18 protein-coding genes, 1 tRNA gene and 1 pseudogene are annotated in these 14,550 nt (G+C 55.0%); 12 read left to right on the top strand and 8 right to left on the bottom strand.

Features of this window, described 5'->3' with window-relative positions; all coding sequences use genetic code 11:
- Window positions 1–169 precede the first annotated feature (169 nt).
- Entirely contained in the window at window positions 170–514 is a 345-nt protein-coding gene (locus tag Q1A20_RS24745) for a copper-binding protein (protein WP_299410909.1), read from the bottom strand.
- The gene (locus tag Q1A20_RS24740) at window positions 514–1,038 is read right to left on the bottom strand and encodes a DUF4142 domain-containing protein (protein ID WP_299410908.1); all 525 of its coding nucleotides are present in this window, start codon (window positions 1,036–1,038) and stop codon (window positions 514–516) included. The genes Q1A20_RS24745 and Q1A20_RS24740 overlap by 1 nt, the downstream gene beginning before the upstream one ends.
- Before the next feature lie 136 nt (window positions 1,039–1,174).
- Between Q1A20_RS24740 and Q1A20_RS24735 the strand changes: the two genes are divergently transcribed.
- The 3 genes from Q1A20_RS24735 to Q1A20_RS24725 all read left to right on the top strand — a co-directional run bounded on the left by Q1A20_RS24735 (window position 1,175) and on the right by Q1A20_RS24725 (window position 3,251).
- Window positions 1,175–2,131: an AraC family transcriptional regulator gene (locus Q1A20_RS24735; protein ID WP_299919375.1), complete on the top strand. Its 957-nt coding sequence runs from the start codon at window positions 1,175–1,177 to the stop codon at window positions 2,129–2,131.
- Window positions 2,132–2,240: 109 nt separating this feature from the next.
- Window positions 2,241–2,609, top strand: a complete 369-nt coding sequence (locus tag Q1A20_RS24730; RefSeq protein WP_298968228.1) for a hypothetical protein — start codon at window positions 2,241–2,243, stop codon at window positions 2,607–2,609.
- Between the two features lie 60 nt (window positions 2,610–2,669).
- Window positions 2,670–3,251, top strand: a complete 582-nt coding sequence (locus Q1A20_RS24725) for a uracil-DNA glycosylase family protein (RefSeq protein WP_299919373.1) — start codon at window positions 2,670–2,672, stop codon at window positions 3,249–3,251.
- A 272-nt stretch (window positions 3,252–3,523) separates the two neighbouring features.
- Here Q1A20_RS24725 and Q1A20_RS24720 read toward each other — a convergent pair whose 3' ends face one another.
- Genes Q1A20_RS24720 through Q1A20_RS24710 form a run of 3 tightly spaced genes read right to left on the bottom strand, consistent with a single transcriptional unit; the run spans window position 3,524 to window position 4,471 of the window.
- Entirely contained in the window at window positions 3,524–3,838 is a 315-nt protein-coding gene (locus Q1A20_RS24720) for an anthrone oxygenase family protein (protein ID WP_299919371.1), read from the bottom strand.
- 12 nt (window positions 3,839–3,850) lie between these two features.
- On the bottom strand, window positions 3,851–4,015 hold the full coding sequence (locus tag Q1A20_RS24715) for a hypothetical protein (RefSeq protein WP_299410903.1): 165 nt from the start codon (window positions 4,013–4,015) through the stop codon (window positions 3,851–3,853).
- A gap of 9 nt (window positions 4,016–4,024) precedes the next feature.
- Window positions 4,025–4,471: a MarR family transcriptional regulator gene (locus tag Q1A20_RS24710; RefSeq protein ID WP_299410902.1), complete on the bottom strand. Its 447-nt coding sequence runs from the start codon at window positions 4,469–4,471 to the stop codon at window positions 4,025–4,027.
- 102 nt (window positions 4,472–4,573) lie between these two features.
- On the opposite strand from Q1A20_RS24710, the gene Q1A20_RS24705 reads away from it, so the two are divergent.
- From Q1A20_RS24705 to Q1A20_RS24690, 4 genes and pseudogenes are all read left to right on the top strand, one after another.
- Window positions 4,574–5,128, top strand: a complete 555-nt coding sequence (locus tag Q1A20_RS24705; RefSeq protein WP_299410900.1) for a signal transduction protein — start codon at window positions 4,574–4,576, stop codon at window positions 5,126–5,128.
- 28 nt (window positions 5,129–5,156) lie between these two features.
- Window positions 5,157–6,416, top strand: coding sequence for a ferredoxin reductase family protein (locus Q1A20_RS24700; protein WP_299919368.1), 1,260 nt, complete (start codon window positions 5,157–5,159; stop codon window positions 6,414–6,416).
- A gap of 45 nt (window positions 6,417–6,461) precedes the next feature.
- Window positions 6,462–6,908 (top strand): DUF1772 domain-containing protein, encoded by a 447-nt coding sequence (locus Q1A20_RS24695; protein ID WP_299410897.1) that lies wholly within the window; start codon window positions 6,462–6,464, stop codon window positions 6,906–6,908.
- A gap of 298 nt (window positions 6,909–7,206) precedes the next feature.
- A pseudogene (locus Q1A20_RS24690) lies at window positions 7,207–7,326 on the top strand (DUF3833 family protein); the annotation flags it as partial.
- 8 nt (window positions 7,327–7,334) lie between these two features.
- Here the strand turns inward: Q1A20_RS24690 and yidD are convergent.
- Genes yidD through rpmH form a run of 3 tightly spaced genes read right to left on the bottom strand, consistent with a single transcriptional unit; the run spans window position 7,335 to window position 8,142 of the window.
- Complete coding sequence (gene yidD / locus Q1A20_RS24685) at window positions 7,335–7,571, bottom strand: membrane protein insertion efficiency factor YidD (RefSeq protein ID WP_299919366.1); 237 nt, start codon at window positions 7,569–7,571, stop codon at window positions 7,335–7,337.
- Window positions 7,568–7,981: a ribonuclease P protein component gene (gene rnpA, locus Q1A20_RS24680; RefSeq protein ID WP_299919363.1), complete on the bottom strand. Its 414-nt coding sequence runs from the start codon at window positions 7,979–7,981 to the stop codon at window positions 7,568–7,570. Before rnpA ends, yidD begins: the two co-directional genes overlap by 4 nt.
- A gap of 26 nt (window positions 7,982–8,007) precedes the next feature.
- The gene (rpmH, locus tag Q1A20_RS24675; protein WP_007118882.1) at window positions 8,008–8,142 is read right to left on the bottom strand and encodes a 50S ribosomal protein L34; all 135 of its coding nucleotides are present in this window, start codon (window positions 8,140–8,142) and stop codon (window positions 8,008–8,010) included.
- Window positions 8,143–8,451: 309 nt separating this feature from the next.
- Here rpmH and Q1A20_RS24670 point away from each other — a divergent pair, with 309 nt between their 5' ends.
- From Q1A20_RS24670 to Q1A20_RS24650, 5 genes are all read left to right on the top strand, one after another.
- On the top strand, window positions 8,452–9,189 hold the full coding sequence (locus Q1A20_RS24670) for a TVP38/TMEM64 family protein (RefSeq protein ID WP_298974982.1): 738 nt from the start codon (window positions 8,452–8,454) through the stop codon (window positions 9,187–9,189).
- Window positions 9,186–10,604, top strand: a complete 1,419-nt coding sequence (locus Q1A20_RS24665; RefSeq protein WP_299919360.1) for an FAD-dependent oxidoreductase — start codon at window positions 9,186–9,188, stop codon at window positions 10,602–10,604. Before Q1A20_RS24670 ends, Q1A20_RS24665 begins: the two co-directional genes overlap by 4 nt.
- A gap of 15 nt (window positions 10,605–10,619) precedes the next feature.
- Window positions 10,620–12,047 (top strand): HAMP domain-containing sensor histidine kinase, encoded by a 1,428-nt coding sequence (locus Q1A20_RS24660; protein ID WP_298974985.1) that lies wholly within the window; start codon window positions 10,620–10,622, stop codon window positions 12,045–12,047.
- A gap of 127 nt (window positions 12,048–12,174) precedes the next feature.
- Window positions 12,175–12,251: transfer RNA gene (locus tag Q1A20_RS24655), tRNA-Arg, on the top strand.
- Window positions 12,252–12,826: 575 nt separating this feature from the next.
- On the top strand, window positions 12,827–14,134 hold the full coding sequence (locus Q1A20_RS24650; RefSeq protein ID WP_299919357.1) for a hypothetical protein: 1,308 nt from the start codon (window positions 12,827–12,829) through the stop codon (window positions 14,132–14,134).
- Window positions 14,135–14,550 lie beyond the last annotated feature (416 nt).

Genomic DNA, 14,550 nt, shown 5'->3' with positions numbered 1-14,550 from the left:
GTTCACAGATATCCTGTGATCCTATCGGGAGCTCGACCTCAGTTCAGGGTCAGCCCAATTACGCATGCTTTGGGCCGCTGGCGTATATTGCGGTCTTTGGTTGTCCCCTGCGTTGCGCAAGGCGCAGACAAGTAGTTGGTTCCAGCAAACTTGCGGCCCCATTGGTCGGCTAATGAATGATCTCAATCCGCCCCTTCATGTGCGGGTGAAAGGCACAGAAGTAGGTTGTCTCCATTCCGTCTGTTACCCACACTTCACCGATGGCATCCTTTTCCAAAGCACCGGTATCCCAACCAAATTCATCAGCAGTTGCTGTGTGCGGCGCAAGGTCTTTGTTGATCCATCGGATCATATCACCGATGCGGACGTGAATCAGGCTTGGGTCGAACTCAAACGATCTGATCTCGACCTCGTGCACCTTTCCGGTATCCGCCAGCAGGGTAATTGGAACAGGAACGGCTGCCATCGCAGCCGTTCCGACCATCACGCTTCGACGCGTGGGCCTGCGCGTCATCACTGAAGCGCCTTGACCATCATTTCGGCGTGGTGTTCGTGCGCCTTGAAGATTTCCAAACCTTGTACGAACAACGCCCGAACCTCTTCGTTGTCAATGTTGGGGATCATGGTGTTTTCGACCAGTGCGTTCACGGCCTGATGGTAGGCCAGTTCGTTGGCCGCATAGGCTGCGTCGAACTCCGCCCCGCGCAGTTTGACAAAGCCGTTGATGATCTCTTCGGCATTGGCATTGAGCGTCTGGCTGACCGCATTGTCCTGGGCCGTTGCGCCTAGCTTGTCCAGCAGTTCCAACGCTGCCGCGTTCACTGCGGTATGGTCGCGGATCATGGTGTTGGCGAAGTCGTGGATGTCGGGATTGCTGGACAGTGCAAGTGCCAGATGCGCGTAACGAATGTCGATGTTGTCAGCGGTGTAGGCGATATGGGCGTATTCAAGATCGCTCATGTCGGCGACATCCTGTGCAGATGCCTGAACAGCTGTCATGGCGAGCAATACGGCGAAGGTGGAAAGCAGCTTTTTCATCTTGGAGTCTCCTTTGAGGTTGGACTCCGTTTGAATAGCCCCTCATTTGCGTGTGTTTGAATGCGCATGCGTCCCAAATGCTGTGCAGATCGTTCAGACCTCTGTACAGTTTCACCCGGTTCCATATGATTTGCGCATGCTTGACCTTCTCAGTGACATCCTGACGAACCTGTCCATGCGTGGAACGATCTATTTCCGCACGTCTTTCACCAAGCCATGGGGCGTCGCCGTTCCGCGGTACGAGAACGTGGCACGGTTTCACTTCGCGCACCGTGGCAATTGCCTTATCCGCGTCGAGGGTGTCGATGATCCCGTCGATCTGGCTCAGGGAGACTTGGTGATCATTCCGCATGGCGCGCCGCACGCGCTCTATTGTGGACACGACCCCGAGCGGACGATCATGCCCCTTGATACGGTTCTGGAAGTTTCGCGTTTCACCGGGACCGGCGTGCTGGTCTATGGCGGCGAGGAGCCACAAAGCGAAACACAGTTGATCTGCGGTCATTTTTCGTTCGAACCTCATGCGCGCCATATCCTGATGGAGCGTCTGCCACCCATCATCCATCTCAAGAATTATGGTGAGAGTGCGGGCCGTTGGATGGAGGCTACGTTACGGATGATCGGCGAGGAATCCGGTGGCCAAAAGATGGGCGGCGATCTGATCGCCCTGAAGATGTCTGAAACCATTTTTGCGCAAGCGGTTCGAACCTTCATCGAAAGCAGTGATGCCCCGGAATGGGGTTTGGGGGCGTTTGCCGACCGAAATCTGAGCCGGGCGCTGGACGCCTTTCACAAGGCCCCCGCGGACAGTTGGACGGTCGAGACACTGGCGCAAGTTGCGGGCATGTCCAGGACCAGTTTTGCCGTTCAGTTTCAAAAGGCGATGGATATGACGCCCATCGACTATGTCACCAAATGGCGCATGGAGATTGCAAAGAAAGTGCTCCTGTTGCCCGGCTCATCCTTGACGGACGCAGCAGAAAGCGCGGGCTACGCGTCGGATTCTGCGTTTGCCCGCACCTTCAAGAAAGAGGCGGGGATGTCGCCGGCTGAGTTCCGCAAAGCCATCCTAGCCGAAAGTTCAACAGTCTGAACGATCTGCACAAATTTGCGGACGATCCCGCATGTATCGACCGAAAGCGCACCCCTATCTTTGTCCTGTCTAAGTTACACACAGCATCCGAAGAAAAGGACAAGCCACCATGTTTCCCCGTTTTGTCACGAAATCGATTCACGCTTATCTGGACTACCCGGTCGCACTTGGCCTGATTGCAATGCCGTTTCTCTTTGGCCTCGGTGCCGAGAATGCATTGGCGTTCTGGCTGTCTGTTGCCACGGGCGTCGCTGCTTTCGCCCTCACCGTTTTGACCGACCATCACCTCGGTGTCATTCGGGTCTTGCCGTACGCGCTGCATTTGGCGGTGGACGGTCTTGTCGGGATCGCATTCGTGGTCGCTCCAATCGTGCTTGGCTTTGCTGGCCTCGATTTCTGGTATTACATGATCCTCGGCCTGACGGTTTTGGCCGTGGTTGGCCTGCATCAACCCGAAGATCGCCCTGCGGCGATCTGAAGTACCTCAATCGGCAGAGGGCGGCGCAGAGGCGCCGTCCATGCCATAGCGGAGGGCCGCATGCAGTCAAACCGAAACACTGACCTGATCGGCAGCATTATGTCATGCGACCTCTGTGAGGATCTTCCTCTGGGACCCCGACCCATTCTGCAGTTCAATGCGGCGTCCAAGATCCTGATCGCAGGGCAGGCACCCGGGCGCATCACCCATCACAAAGGCATCCCGTTTGACGATCCGTCGGGGAACAGGCTCCGGGACTGGTTGGGCGTGTCCCGCGAGACTTTCTACGATGCATCGAAGATCGCGATTCTGCCGATGGGGTTCTGCTATCATGGAACCGGCAACAGCGGCGACCTGCCGCCGCGCTCTGAATGTGCCAAAGCCTGGCGTAGTCAGGTTTTGCAGGCTTTGGGCTCTGTTGAGCTCACCATTGTAATCGGACGCTATGCGATCAATTGGCATCTGCACGATTACGCCAATCATTCTGTCACGGAAGCTGTGAAGGCCTGGTCAGACTTGTGGCCCGAGAAGATTGTCCTTCCTCACCCGAGCCCCAGGAACAACAAGTGGCTTAAGTCGAACCCATGGTTTTCCAATAGTCTCATCCCATTACTGCAAGACCGCGTAAGGGCCATGACCTAGCTGATCTTCCAACGAGAGAACGGGTCGACGACTTGGAAACCAGACCAACTCCAACACTGCGCGACATGCGTTGAGCCGGGATTACCAACCTGCGCCGTTATTTTATCGGCGGCGAATGGCAGCAATGCGGGCTGCTGGCGCAGCATTGAGCGGCCCTGTTCAACGGCAGGCTTGGGCCATCGTTCTCCAAGCCATTTGGACCTGCGGGCCAGATGCAGTATTTGCTCCAACGACGGCTGCGACCGCATACGAACGTATTTCGCGGATGGACGCTAGTACCGAACTTGGGTGTTTCGAATAGCTAACGCGATTGCGACAAGTGAGATACCGCTCGTCAGCACACGAAGCCAGTTCCATTTCTGCCAGTCCACGCTGTAGCTGGCCCAAAGATCAGCAAAATTGGCTTGGTCAGGTGTGATCGTTAGCCCATCCAAGATCTGGTTGAGCGGCACATTAAAGAGGACAGTTACGACCATCATCGCAATCCATCCTGCCATACCAAGGACAAGCCAGTTCCGGACGAGCCGAGCCTTCCAGTAGAGTGCGATACAGGCAAGAAGGGCAATCGGAGTGCCCAAGAGGGCCACGAACCAAAGCGATTATTGGGTGGCTCGTCCGATGTCCTGATTTGCTTTAATCGCCGCATAGGGTTCGGTCAAATCAAGCCCCGGCATGATCGAAACCGACATGGTGAAGTAGAAGCCGAAAAGAGCTCCAGCGCCGAGAATCGCGGCCATCAAGACCGCCAGTTTTAGGTTTGTCATTGTGCCCTCTTAGCTTCGGGCAACACCTGCGACTCTTTGCAAGAGAGCGATTACCGTCTGACGTTCTTTGGCACTCAAGTCCCCAAGAACATCGTCATTCACGGCGCGCACGATAGCTGGAAGCTCCTCAGCCTTTGCTCTGCCCTGATCAGTCAGGAAGACCAGAAAAGACCGGCGACTGTCAGGATCAGGACGACGTTCGGCAAGTCCAGCATCGACTAACGCATCGACGTTGCGACTGGTGAAGTACTCAGGAAAATTAAGCCGTTGGCCGATCTCACGCTGGTTGATCCCGTCCTGTTGACCGAGCATCATCAGGTTGGCGAAGATTTTGATATCTACGCCGATTTTCTCAAGTTCGACCTTCATCTTTGCGTCCAGCGTCCGAGCAATGGTCTGGATCAGAAAGCCAAAGCTCTCTTCGCGCCGATGATCCTTCAATTCAATCTGAGTCATCAGGAAGCATCCCCTGACCATCGGCATAGCTCCAATGCTTGCAGCGTGCAAGTGTTGCGGTTGTTTTAGCATTTACAAGTCTTACAAATGCAAGTATCGCATATGCAAGTCAAGGCAGTGATTTCGACTCACCACCTAACCAACGGAGATCAAACAATGCTCGCCACCCGTAAAATCATCGCTTGTTCACTCACGGCATTGATCGTTTTGGGAACACCGGTAACGGCCCAAGAAGAGAACGAGGGCCACCGCCTCGCGCAGATGGCTTTCGCATCACTCGACCGGGCCGACCGTGGTTTTATCGACCAGGGCGAATTCTCGAATTTTGGCAGCGACGTTTTTGTTTCCATGGACAGTGATCAGGACAATCGCCTCTCGCTTGGCGAATTTCTGTCCTGGGACTACGGGATGGAACCTTTGGCGCGTGAAGCGGGCCGCGAGGATGCCTATGAAACAGCGCTTCGGGTTGTTTTCGCTTTCTGGGATCGCGATGGCGACGGCGCTATTTCACCTCGTGAACATCGTCTCTCGCTTGGGGCGGATTTTCAACGTGCAGACGCGGACAACGATGCGGTCCTGACAGAAGACGAGTTCACTTCGGGCTTCTCAGTCATGGTTGCGCTCCGTGCGGCCATTAATCCCGCACCTGTCGAATAACGCCAGCACCATTATGGAGGGGGCAGCTATGCTTCAGAAAAAGGGCATCTTTGCCATTGTCGGACTGGTTCTGGTCTTTGCAGTGGTTCATCTTGCATTTCCACCTCAACAGCATGATCCGCGCACGACAGGTACGGTGATGCTTGGTGGCATCGCGTTCCTCTTGATGACCAGTTCGATCATCCTGTCTACGCGCTTGGAGGTGTTTGAAGACTGGTTTGGCGGTCTCGACCGCATGTATCAGGTTCATCGCGTTGCAGGCGTCTTCGCGGCTCTCACAGCTCTTGTTCACTTCTTCGGTGTCCCAAAGGAATTGCCGGAAGGGGTGGACCCGATAGCGAATGCGATCTTCCCATCCGGGCCTTTAGGTATGCTGGGTCTGATTTTTCTTGTGATCGGCCTTTTCATCGCTCTGAACCGGAAAATCCGTTACTCGCGCTGGCGCCCAACGCACAAAGTCATGGGCCTGGTCTACTTTCTGATCATCGGCCACTTCATGACGGCGCCGGACATCTTCTTTGAACGGTTCAGTGCCTCGGGGATCATCATGATCATCGCTGCCGCTATCGGTTTGGTCGCGTTGTTTTACTCGGTCTTTGGCATGAACAAGCGCACGGCACTGCCGTTTGAGATTGAGGCGGTCAACGCGCTCGAACGCGCCACAGAGGTGGTGCTGAAACCCGTCGGTAAGATGCTCGACTTCAAGCCCGGCCAGTTCGCCTTTGTGGAAGTTGAAGGCAAGGGCTGGAACGAGCCACACCCGTTTACAGTTTCCAGCGCACCGGGCGAAGACAAACTGCGCTTCACCATGAAGGTGCTGGGCGACTGGACCAGGAGGGTCCGCGAAGAATTGCAACCTGGTGGTAAGGTGCAGGTGCGCGGCCCTTATGGGCGATTTGATGCGACACACGCCGGGAAGAAACAAATCTGGTTGGCCGGCGGCATCGGCCTCACACCATTCCTGTCCAAGCTGCGTGCGATGGAGATAGGCGATGAGCGCCAAATCCATCTGGTCTATGCCGCGCGCGAAGAACAGGATGCGATCTTTCTGGAAGAGCTGAAAGACCGTGCCGCTGAGCTTGGTAATGTGACCATCGTTCCGCTCTTCTCTGATGAAGGCAATTTCGCCCGTGTCGATATGATGAAGCTGAAACTGCCCGACCCGCTGGGCACTTACGATTACTTCATGTGCGGTCCAAAGCCGATGGTCGATGGGATTATGAAAGACCTTCGGTCCGAGGGTGTGTCGCGCAGTCAAATTCACACAGAGGCTTTCGAGTTCCGCTGAGCCCGCCTTTTGGCGGCTCGGCGCAGCCCGGGCGGGAGGTGCCTAATGCTTGATATCCTGATTATCCTGAACCTGACGATCATGGGGGCGGTCTACGGCTATGCGGTTGCAGCCTCAGCCGTTGCCTATCCAGCCATGATGGCAACAAGCCGCGCCACGGCGGTGGAATTCTTCGCCCCGTTCTTCCACAAGTCAGCCCATATGCAGCTCGTTCTGTCTCTGATCGTGCTTGGCCTGAGCCTTGTCATATCACTAATGGGAGGTGGCTGGCTTTGGCTGATCGGTGGCGTCGTTCTGCAGGTCAGTGGTCCCTACACGATCAAAATCCTGATGCCGGTGAACAACCGCATCATGGCCGAAGGCTCAGACATTAACTCCGATCAGATGACCAAAGACTTGGGAGGTTGGGGCCGTTTGCACTTTCCACGCACGGTTCTGGCCACGCTCATCTTCGTTCTATTCGCGTATCTTGCAGTATCAGGGGCGGCATAAAATGGCTGCGCCAAGAGCTTCATTTGTAAAGCGCGCTTGGATGTCGGCCGGTGCCGGTCCGTATCTCTTTGGGGCAGCGGTGGTCTTAGGGGCCGTTGGTCTCTTTCTTGGACCACTTTACGTCCCAATCTGTGTCGTGATGGCCCTCGCTGCACCGGTGCTACAGATGCCGCGTCAGAAAGCATGGCTGACCCAGAATGACATGCTGGAATTTGCCTCGTTGGGGGCAATGCCCGTCTTGCTCGCCGTTCTGGCTTTTGTCTGGCTTGCGCCAGCGGGCGTCCTGTCGCTTTCAAATATTCAGTTCGATGACTGGATGTGGAAACTCAGCGACACGCGCGTGCTGAACCGGGCCTATATGAAGAAATATGGTGTGGACATCGGCGAAGTGATCATCACTTTCGAAAAACAGCCCTGACGCGCCGTTCAGCGATCGGTGTCAGGGTCTGGTACCGGATCATACCCATCGCTGCCCCGAGGATGGCAGCGGGAAAGGCGTCTTAGCGTCAAAAGCCCACCCTTGATACCACCATGCTTTTGCAGCGCTTCGAGCGCGTAGGCACTGCAGGTGGGTTGAAAGCGGCAGTTGTGCCCGACCCACGGGCTGAAGAGCAGGCGATACGCGTAAATGGGAAGTGACAGAACGCGGGCGAGGGGGGTCATCCGGCTTTGCTGTGCAAATTGTGCACCGCACCCAACAAGTCGGCCTGCAACTGTGCGAAGGGCAGCTTGTCGGTCATCTCATGCCTGCCGATCAGAACGTAATCCATGCCGTCGCGCCCATGGCGACCAAGCACCAGCCGTGCAATTTCGCGCAACCGTCGCTTGGCGCGATTGCGCGCAACCGCGTTGCCGACTTTTTTGGAACAGGTGAAGCCGACCCGGATGCCCGTCGCCTCGCCAATGGGCCGCCGTCGCATTTGCAGAATGAAACCGGGGGTGGCGACACGAGACGCCCGTGCGGCGCGTTGAAAGTCCGCGCGTTTTGTTAATGTGCTCAAACGCAAAGAAACCGCCTCAAGGGTGTCTCCTGAGGCAATGGTGCCTGACGGAGAAGCTTGCGGCGGTGTCATGTCTTTGGACCTTGCCTGTGGCGCTTTTAAGCGCTCAGCGACTTCCGGCCTTGGGCGCGGCGCGCGTTGATGATCTTGCGACCGGCTTTGGTCGCCATGCGCGCGCGGAAACCGTGGCGCCGTTTGCGCACGAGGTTCGAGGGTTGAAAGGTGCGTTTCATCGCTCCGTCTCCATGTCTGCTGACGCGCCGCGCGGAATCGCTGCCCATCAGGTGTTATTCGAAGCCCGTGCACTAATATGCTCTCGCGCCCAAGTCAAACCCTCTGGCCGCAATATTACGAAAGATTGCAATATTTTCCGGCGGGGTTCTCGGCAAATCGTCAACTTGTTTCAAATACCCACACTTTCGGATGTCTGTGGCGGTCAATCTGTCACGCTGGATCAAGCGCCCGTGATAGCCCTATCGAAGCCTGCTCAAAACAGTCATCTACCATTGGAATTGAAACCCGCGCCCCGAAAGGACAGAGTAATGTCAGATATGACGCAAGACGCAAAACCCGGCCTGATGCGCAATCTGCCCCTGATCATCATCTTGGCCGTGGCCGTGCTGGGTGCGTTTACGCTGCGCGATTACCTCAGTTTTGACGCGCTGCGCGACAATAGGGAAGCGCTGATCGCCTTTCGTGATGGCCACTACCTGCTGACTGTCCTTGGTTTTGTGATTGCCTATGTGGTGATTGTCGGGTTTTCCCTACCGGGTGCCTTGATCGCGACGCTTACCGGCGGTTTCCTCTTTGGAACGCTGGCGGGGTCCTTATTCAGTGTCACGGGTGCCACGCTGGGGGCGACGATCATCTTTCTGGCCGCACGCCACGGCCTAGGTGAAAAGCTAAAGGAACGGATGGACGCCTCCCAGGGGGCCATCAACAAGATCAAGAAGGGCCTCGATGAAAACCAATGGTCCATGCTGTTTTTCATTCGCCTGGTGCCCGCGGTGCCATTTTTTGTCGCCAATCTGATCCCGGCCTTTTTGGCCGTGCCGCTTTATCGCTTTTTCGTCTCCACCTTTCTGGGGATCATTCCGGGGTCCCTGGTGTATTCCTCGGTAGGCGCGGGGCTTGGTGAGGTCTTCGAGCGTGGAGAGACCCCGAATTTCGGCCTGATCTTTGAACCTCACATCCTGCTGCCGATCCTGGGGTTGAGCGCGCTTTCACTACTGCCCGTGATCGTCAAAGCTGTGACCGGCAAGAAAGACCTGAGCAAGTGACACGCGTGAAAACGGATATTTTGATCATCGGAGCAGGCTCCGGTGGGTTGTCGGTCGCTGCCGGCGCGGTGCAGATGGGCGCGGATGTGATGCTGCTTGAAGGTCACAAGATGGGCGGCGACTGTCTGAACTATGGCTGCGTGCCGTCCAAGGCCCTGATCGCCAGCGGCAAGGCCGCCTATGCGCAACGGAACGCCGCGCAATATGGCGTGGCAGATGTCGCGGGTAAGGTCGATTATGCAGCGGCCAAAGACCATGTAGCCAACGTTATTGCGCAGATTGAACCAGTCGACAGTCAGGAGCGGTTTGAAGGGCTGGGCGTCAAGGTGATCCGCGAATTTGGGCATTTCATCTCGCCCACCGAAGTGCAGGCGGGTGATACCGTGATCCAGGCGCGCCGGATCGTGATTGCCACGGGCTCCTCCCCGCTGGTGCCGCCGATCCCCGGGTTGGACACCGTCCCATTTGAAACCAACGAAACCCTGTTTGATCTGCGCGAGACACCGAAACATCTGTTGATCATTGGCGGCGGACCCATCGGCATGGAGATGGCGCAGGCGCATATTCGCCTGGGCAGTAAGGTCACAGTCATCGAGGGCGCCAAGGCGCTTGGCAAGGACGATCCGGAACTGGCGCAGGTGGTGCTCGACAGCCTCAAAGACGAAGGGGTGGTGATCGAGGAGGATGCCAAAGCCGCTGAGATCAAAGGCAAAGCCGGTGCCATTGAGGTCGTGACCGAGGACGGTCGATCCATCAAAGGCACACATTTGTTGATGGCGGTGGGACGCAAGACCAATACCGACAAGCTGAACCTGGAGGCGGCCGGTATTGAGACCACGCGCACGGGGATCAAGGTTGACGCCAGCCTGCGCACCACCAACCGACGCGTCTATGCCATTGGCGATGCTGCAGGCGGCCTGCAATTCACTCATGTTGCAGGGTATCATGCGGGCGTGATTATCCGTTCGATGCTCTTTGCACTGCCGTCAAAGGCGAAAACCGCCCATATTCCGTGGGCCACCTATACCGATCCGGAATTGGCGCAGGTCGGCATGACCGAGGCGCAGGCCAAAAAGGAACATGGCATCAATCTCGAAGTCGTGCGTTTCCCTTATCATCACAACGACCGGGCGATTGCCGAACGCAAGACCAAGGGGTTCATCAAGGTCATGGTGGTCAAGGGTCGACCTGTTGGCGCGTCAATTGTCGGCTATCAGGCCGGTGAATTGATCAACCTCTGGGCGCTTGCCCTGGCCAACAAAATGAAGATGAGCCAGATCGCAGCGATGGTCGCGCCCTATCCGACAATTGGCGAGGTCAACAAACGTGTGGCGGGCGCGTATTTTAGTCCGCGACTGTTTGACAGCCCGTTGGTCAAAAAGATTGTAGGGCTTGTTCAACGCGTCGTGCCATGAAACGTTATCGCTGACATGATGAATTCGCTTTCAGGACGACTGGTCATTCTGACCACCATCTTCGTGATGCTGGCAGAAGTGCTGATCTTCGTGCCATCCATTGCGCGGTTTCGCGAAGACTACATGATGAACCGTCTGGAGCGCGCGCAGATTGCATCGCTGGCGCTATTGGCCGACGATATGATTGACCGGGAGCTGGAAGCGGAACTGCTGGAAAACGCTGGGGTTTTCAATGTGGTGCTGCGACGCGATCAGGTCCGTCAGCTGATGCTGGCCTCCGAGTTGCCGCAGCCGATCTCGCGCACCTTCGACATGCGAGACAACGGTGCCGCCGTCCTGATCCGGGATGCATTGACGCGTTTTATCGCCTCTGAAAATGAAGTGATCCGCGTCATCGGCGCGCCGGTGCGAGACGCCGGTTTGTTGATCGAGATCACCATGGAGACCGACCCGCTGCGCGCCGCGATGATCGACTACGGCATCCGAATTCTGATCCTCTCGGCGGTGATTTCCATTGTCACAGCCTCCTTGCTGTTTTTGGCCATGCGGGCGCTTCTGCTGAAACCGATCAAAGGGGTCGTGGGCCACATGCAGAACTATGCGGCCGCCCCCGAGGACGCGCGGCGGATCATCACGCCCTCGGCCAGCGTCACAGAGTTGCGGGAAGCCGAAGAGGCCTTGCAGACCTTGGAGACCGACCTGACGCAGGCGCTGCGGCAAAAGGACAGGCTGGCGCAATTGGGCAGTGCAGTGAGCAAGATCAGCCATGATCTGCGCAACATCCTGACCTCCGCGCAGCTCTTCACGGACCGGATTGAGATGAGCGAGGACCCCACGGTGAAACGAATGGCCCCGAAGCTTGTGGGGTCGATCACGCGCGCGGTGCATTTGTGTGAAAGCACGCTCGCCTTTGGCAAAGCCGAAGAGCCAAGCCCGACGCTGACAATGCTGCCGCTTGTTGAACTGGTCGACGAGGTGATCGACAGCGAACGTCTGGCGGTGGGGGATTTCGACATGTCATTTGCCTGCGATATTCCCGTAGGCATGGTCGTCAGAGCGGATCCGGAGCAGCTTTACCGGGTGTTGGCCAATCTGATCCGCAATGCGCGTCAGGCGCTCGTGGCAACTGGAACACCCGGCGAGATCAGCGTCATAGGATACGAAGATGACGAAGCCTGGTGGATCGAGGTGGTCGATACTGGCCCAGGTCTCCCCGCCAAAGCACAAGAGCATCTCTTCACGCCCTTTCAGGGCGGCGCACGCAAAGGGGGATCCGGCCTCGGGTTGGCGATCTCCGCCGAGCTGGTCAAGGGGCACGGTGGCACGTTGGAACTGGCCAGGACCAGCGCAGAGGGCACATGTTTTTCGATTTGTCTGCCAAAGGGCGATGGCACACTAACGGCGAAGCCAGAGGTGCGTTCACCGCAAAAATCGGTAGGTTGATGTGCCAGCGCCATTGGGGTGTGAAGTCAGGGCAGCGTCGAGAGAAGGAATGCGCTGGAATACTGACCAGAATTTCAACGGAATGGGCTTGCAACTTTACGCCAGCCCAACTAAACCCCGGCGCAGTGGACCGATAGCTCAGCTGGATAGAGTACTTGACTACGAATCAAGGGGTCGGGGGTTCGAATCCTCCTCGGTCCGCCAGAATTTTCAAGGGCTTAGCGTAGAATCGCTAAGCCCTTTCCAATTCTTAGTCTCTTTTTAGTCTCTGGATTGGGAAAGACCTCGAGGAGGCCGTCTAGAATCTTCCAAGAGCGCAAGGATTGAAAATCCTCGTGTCGGTGGTTCGATTCCGCCCCCGGGCACCACAAAATCAAAGACTTATCAGGTTGAGCGGTTTCTTAGGCTCTGCATAGGCTCAGAAGAATGGTTCAGCATTTCACAGCCGCACTCTTTTTGGCTGGTTCAGGAAAATCAGCGACCGGTCTTGTAGTTACTATTTTCTGAGTCCGAATCCGGTCGCGGTTGCGTTGACGATGGCACCGCTTCGCAAGTCTTGTTGCACTGTCGGCTGTCCCGACTACAATATAGCTGAACAACAAAAATGGAGGCTAGAATGGAGTTCTTGGCAGGTAGCTGGATATGGATTGCGTTGGTTGCAGCACTTGTGATGTTCGTAGCTGTACGTTTCTACATTGGATACAACAACAGATCGCGGCAAAATGTTTCAGCTAGAAACAATAGCATCTCTGCCGGAAGAGATGTTAACATGAATAGCAATGGCAAAGAGGATAAGAGCAAATAATCACAGCCTGGCAGCAGGCCGCGACATAAATCTCACAATCGAAAGCGGTCGAGACGGGTTTAACGTCGTCGCAGTGTTTGAGGCATTCTGCGACAATAGAGGTATAACAAACGAGCAAATAATGCAGGCGCTCGGCGTAAGCAGCTTTGAAGAAATAACTTCTGAAGATATTCTGTCCGCTCTGAACCGACTAGCGGTTGAGGCAAAACTAGGCGTGATTGGTTCAGAGCGAAAATACAAAAACCTAGCACACGCAGCTAAAGAAGCTTCAGCGAAAGCAAACAGGATCGCGTCACGTCTATCTGCTGTTGATGAGGCTCTGGTTGTACGTGACTTTGCAAAGGCCTATGAAGGGCTAAAGGTCCTGATCCAAGACGACGATGCAGTATCAAGCTTAACACAGCAAATTGTGGAGGACTGCATTCAGTGCGGATATCTGCATTTTTCAAACCAAGGGCGCACTCACAACTTTGAGGAACTCTCTGAGGTTGCCAATAGCGTAGAGAGTGATCTTATTGCGTTTCCGACCGTGTGCTTCCTAGCTGAAATGCAGCAGGAACATGCCACACGTCAAAAATCAAACCTGTTACTCAAAAACAGTCTTGTCCACATTAATTCTCTGAAAGACCGATACGGAAACGAAAGTCAACAATCCATCCGGCTAATTTTGCTTGAAGCGCTCTGTTTGAGACGTCTTGGAGAACGTGGCGACTTGTCTGCGTTACAACAAGCAGAGAATTTACTTCTTGAGCTAGTAGAGGAAGAAACAGATTATCCAATCGAAATTGTTAACACCCTCGCGAACGCACAACTTAGGCTGCATACAGTTTTTCAAGAATCAGGTGCGTTGGAACGGATGGCTACTACACTTGAGAGTTGTCCAGACCTACCGGACGATGTGGAACTTAGCGAGTTACAAGCATATCCAAAGTTTCTCAACGCCTACGGAAATTACTACAAACAAAGACTTAAGCTTTCTCAGTCGTCTGGAGAATACGCTACCGCCATTGAAAAATATACTCAGGCTGAAGTGTTTTGGACCGAAAAAACAGCTCCATACGAATGGGCAATGATCCAGAAAAATAAGGCCGATGTACGAGAAATCTACCTTAACAACTCAGCATATTTCGATCCGAGTATTCTAATGATAGCGCATCGAGAAATTGAAAACTCCCTAAAATACCGTACGGAATCTAACGCTCCTTATCAATTCGAACGCTCCCGGATTGTGAAGAGCAGAATCCTAGAACTTGCTAGGAAGAACGATATAAATTTGAGCTGATGCAACCTAGTGCAGAGGATGGAAAAGTTTTTCAAGTTGTTCACATTCAAAATTTATGACTTCGATTTTATTGCATAGAACAGAAATTGGAGTTGAATAATTCATTTACCAACTACATCGGGCGTCGTGCAGAAAATCGGGAAACTCTTGCAGCAAACTCTGCAACTTCGTTAGAAGCCACTCAGTTCTTCAAGGACATATAATTCAAACAGGAGTTTACACAAGCCCGCACCACGCAAAGCGGGGTTTGGCTAGTTATCGCCCGATGTACCCTTGAGTATTTTTGTCGAACAGTGGCTCGGACGACCCCGCCCCAATAAAAATCGAAGCGGAGAGCAATGGACTCAAAACGAGCGGTCGCTCGCTAAGCAGCTAGTAATCTCTTTGCAACGCGGATGCGTAGCATTTGCACACTA

The organism is uncultured Roseobacter sp., assembly GCF_947501835.1.
GTDB lineage: Bacteria > Pseudomonadota > Alphaproteobacteria > Rhodobacterales > Rhodobacteraceae > Roseobacter.
Note: the sequence above shows the minus strand (reverse complement) of the source record. Positions and strands in the feature narration are given on the sequence as shown.

Excerpts from the sequence above, each read along its gene's own strand:
- Q1A20_RS24695 (WP_299410897.1), top strand. The coding sequence starts at position 6,462 with ATGCTTGATATCCTGATTATCCTGAACCTGACGATCATGGGGGCGGTC.
- Q1A20_RS24730 (WP_298968228.1), top strand. The coding sequence starts at position 2,241 with ATGTTTCCCCGTTTTGTCACGAAATCGATTCACGCTTATCTGGACTAC.
- rnpA (WP_299919363.1), bottom strand. The coding sequence starts at position 7,981 with ATGACACCGCCGCAAGCTTCTCCGTCAGGCACCATTGCCTCAGGAGAC.
- rpmH (WP_007118882.1), bottom strand. The coding sequence starts at position 8,142 with ATGAAACGCACCTTTCAACCCTCGAACCTCGTGCGCAAACGGCGCCAC.
- Q1A20_RS24745 (WP_299410909.1), bottom strand. The coding sequence starts at position 514 with ATGACGCGCAGGCCCACGCGTCGAAGCGTGATGGTCGGAACGGCTGCG.
- yidD (WP_299919366.1), bottom strand. The coding sequence starts at position 7,571 with ATGACCCCCCTCGCCCGCGTTCTGTCACTTCCCATTTACGCGTATCGC.
- Q1A20_RS24710 (WP_299410902.1), bottom strand. The coding sequence starts at position 4,471 with ATGACTCAGATTGAATTGAAGGATCATCGGCGCGAAGAGAGCTTTGGC.
- Q1A20_RS24735 (WP_299919375.1), top strand. The coding sequence starts at position 1,175 with ATGCTTGACCTTCTCAGTGACATCCTGACGAACCTGTCCATGCGTGGA.
- Q1A20_RS24660 (WP_298974985.1), top strand. The coding sequence starts at position 10,620 with ATGATGAATTCGCTTTCAGGACGACTGGTCATTCTGACCACCATCTTC.
- Q1A20_RS24715 (WP_299410903.1), bottom strand. The coding sequence starts at position 4,015 with ATGACAAACCTAAAACTGGCGGTCTTGATGGCCGCGATTCTCGGCGCT.
- Q1A20_RS24650 (WP_299919357.1), top strand. The coding sequence starts at position 12,827 with ATGGCAAAGAGGATAAGAGCAAATAATCACAGCCTGGCAGCAGGCCGC.
- Q1A20_RS24670 (WP_298974982.1), top strand. The coding sequence starts at position 8,452 with ATGTCAGATATGACGCAAGACGCAAAACCCGGCCTGATGCGCAATCTG.
- Q1A20_RS24700 (WP_299919368.1), top strand. The coding sequence starts at position 5,157 with ATGCTTCAGAAAAAGGGCATCTTTGCCATTGTCGGACTGGTTCTGGTC.
- Q1A20_RS24740 (WP_299410908.1), bottom strand. The coding sequence starts at position 1,038 with ATGAAAAAGCTGCTTTCCACCTTCGCCGTATTGCTCGCCATGACAGCT.
- Q1A20_RS24725 (WP_299919373.1), top strand. The coding sequence starts at position 2,670 with ATGCAGTCAAACCGAAACACTGACCTGATCGGCAGCATTATGTCATGC.
- Q1A20_RS24705 (WP_299410900.1), top strand. The coding sequence starts at position 4,574 with ATGCAAGTCAAGGCAGTGATTTCGACTCACCACCTAACCAACGGAGAT.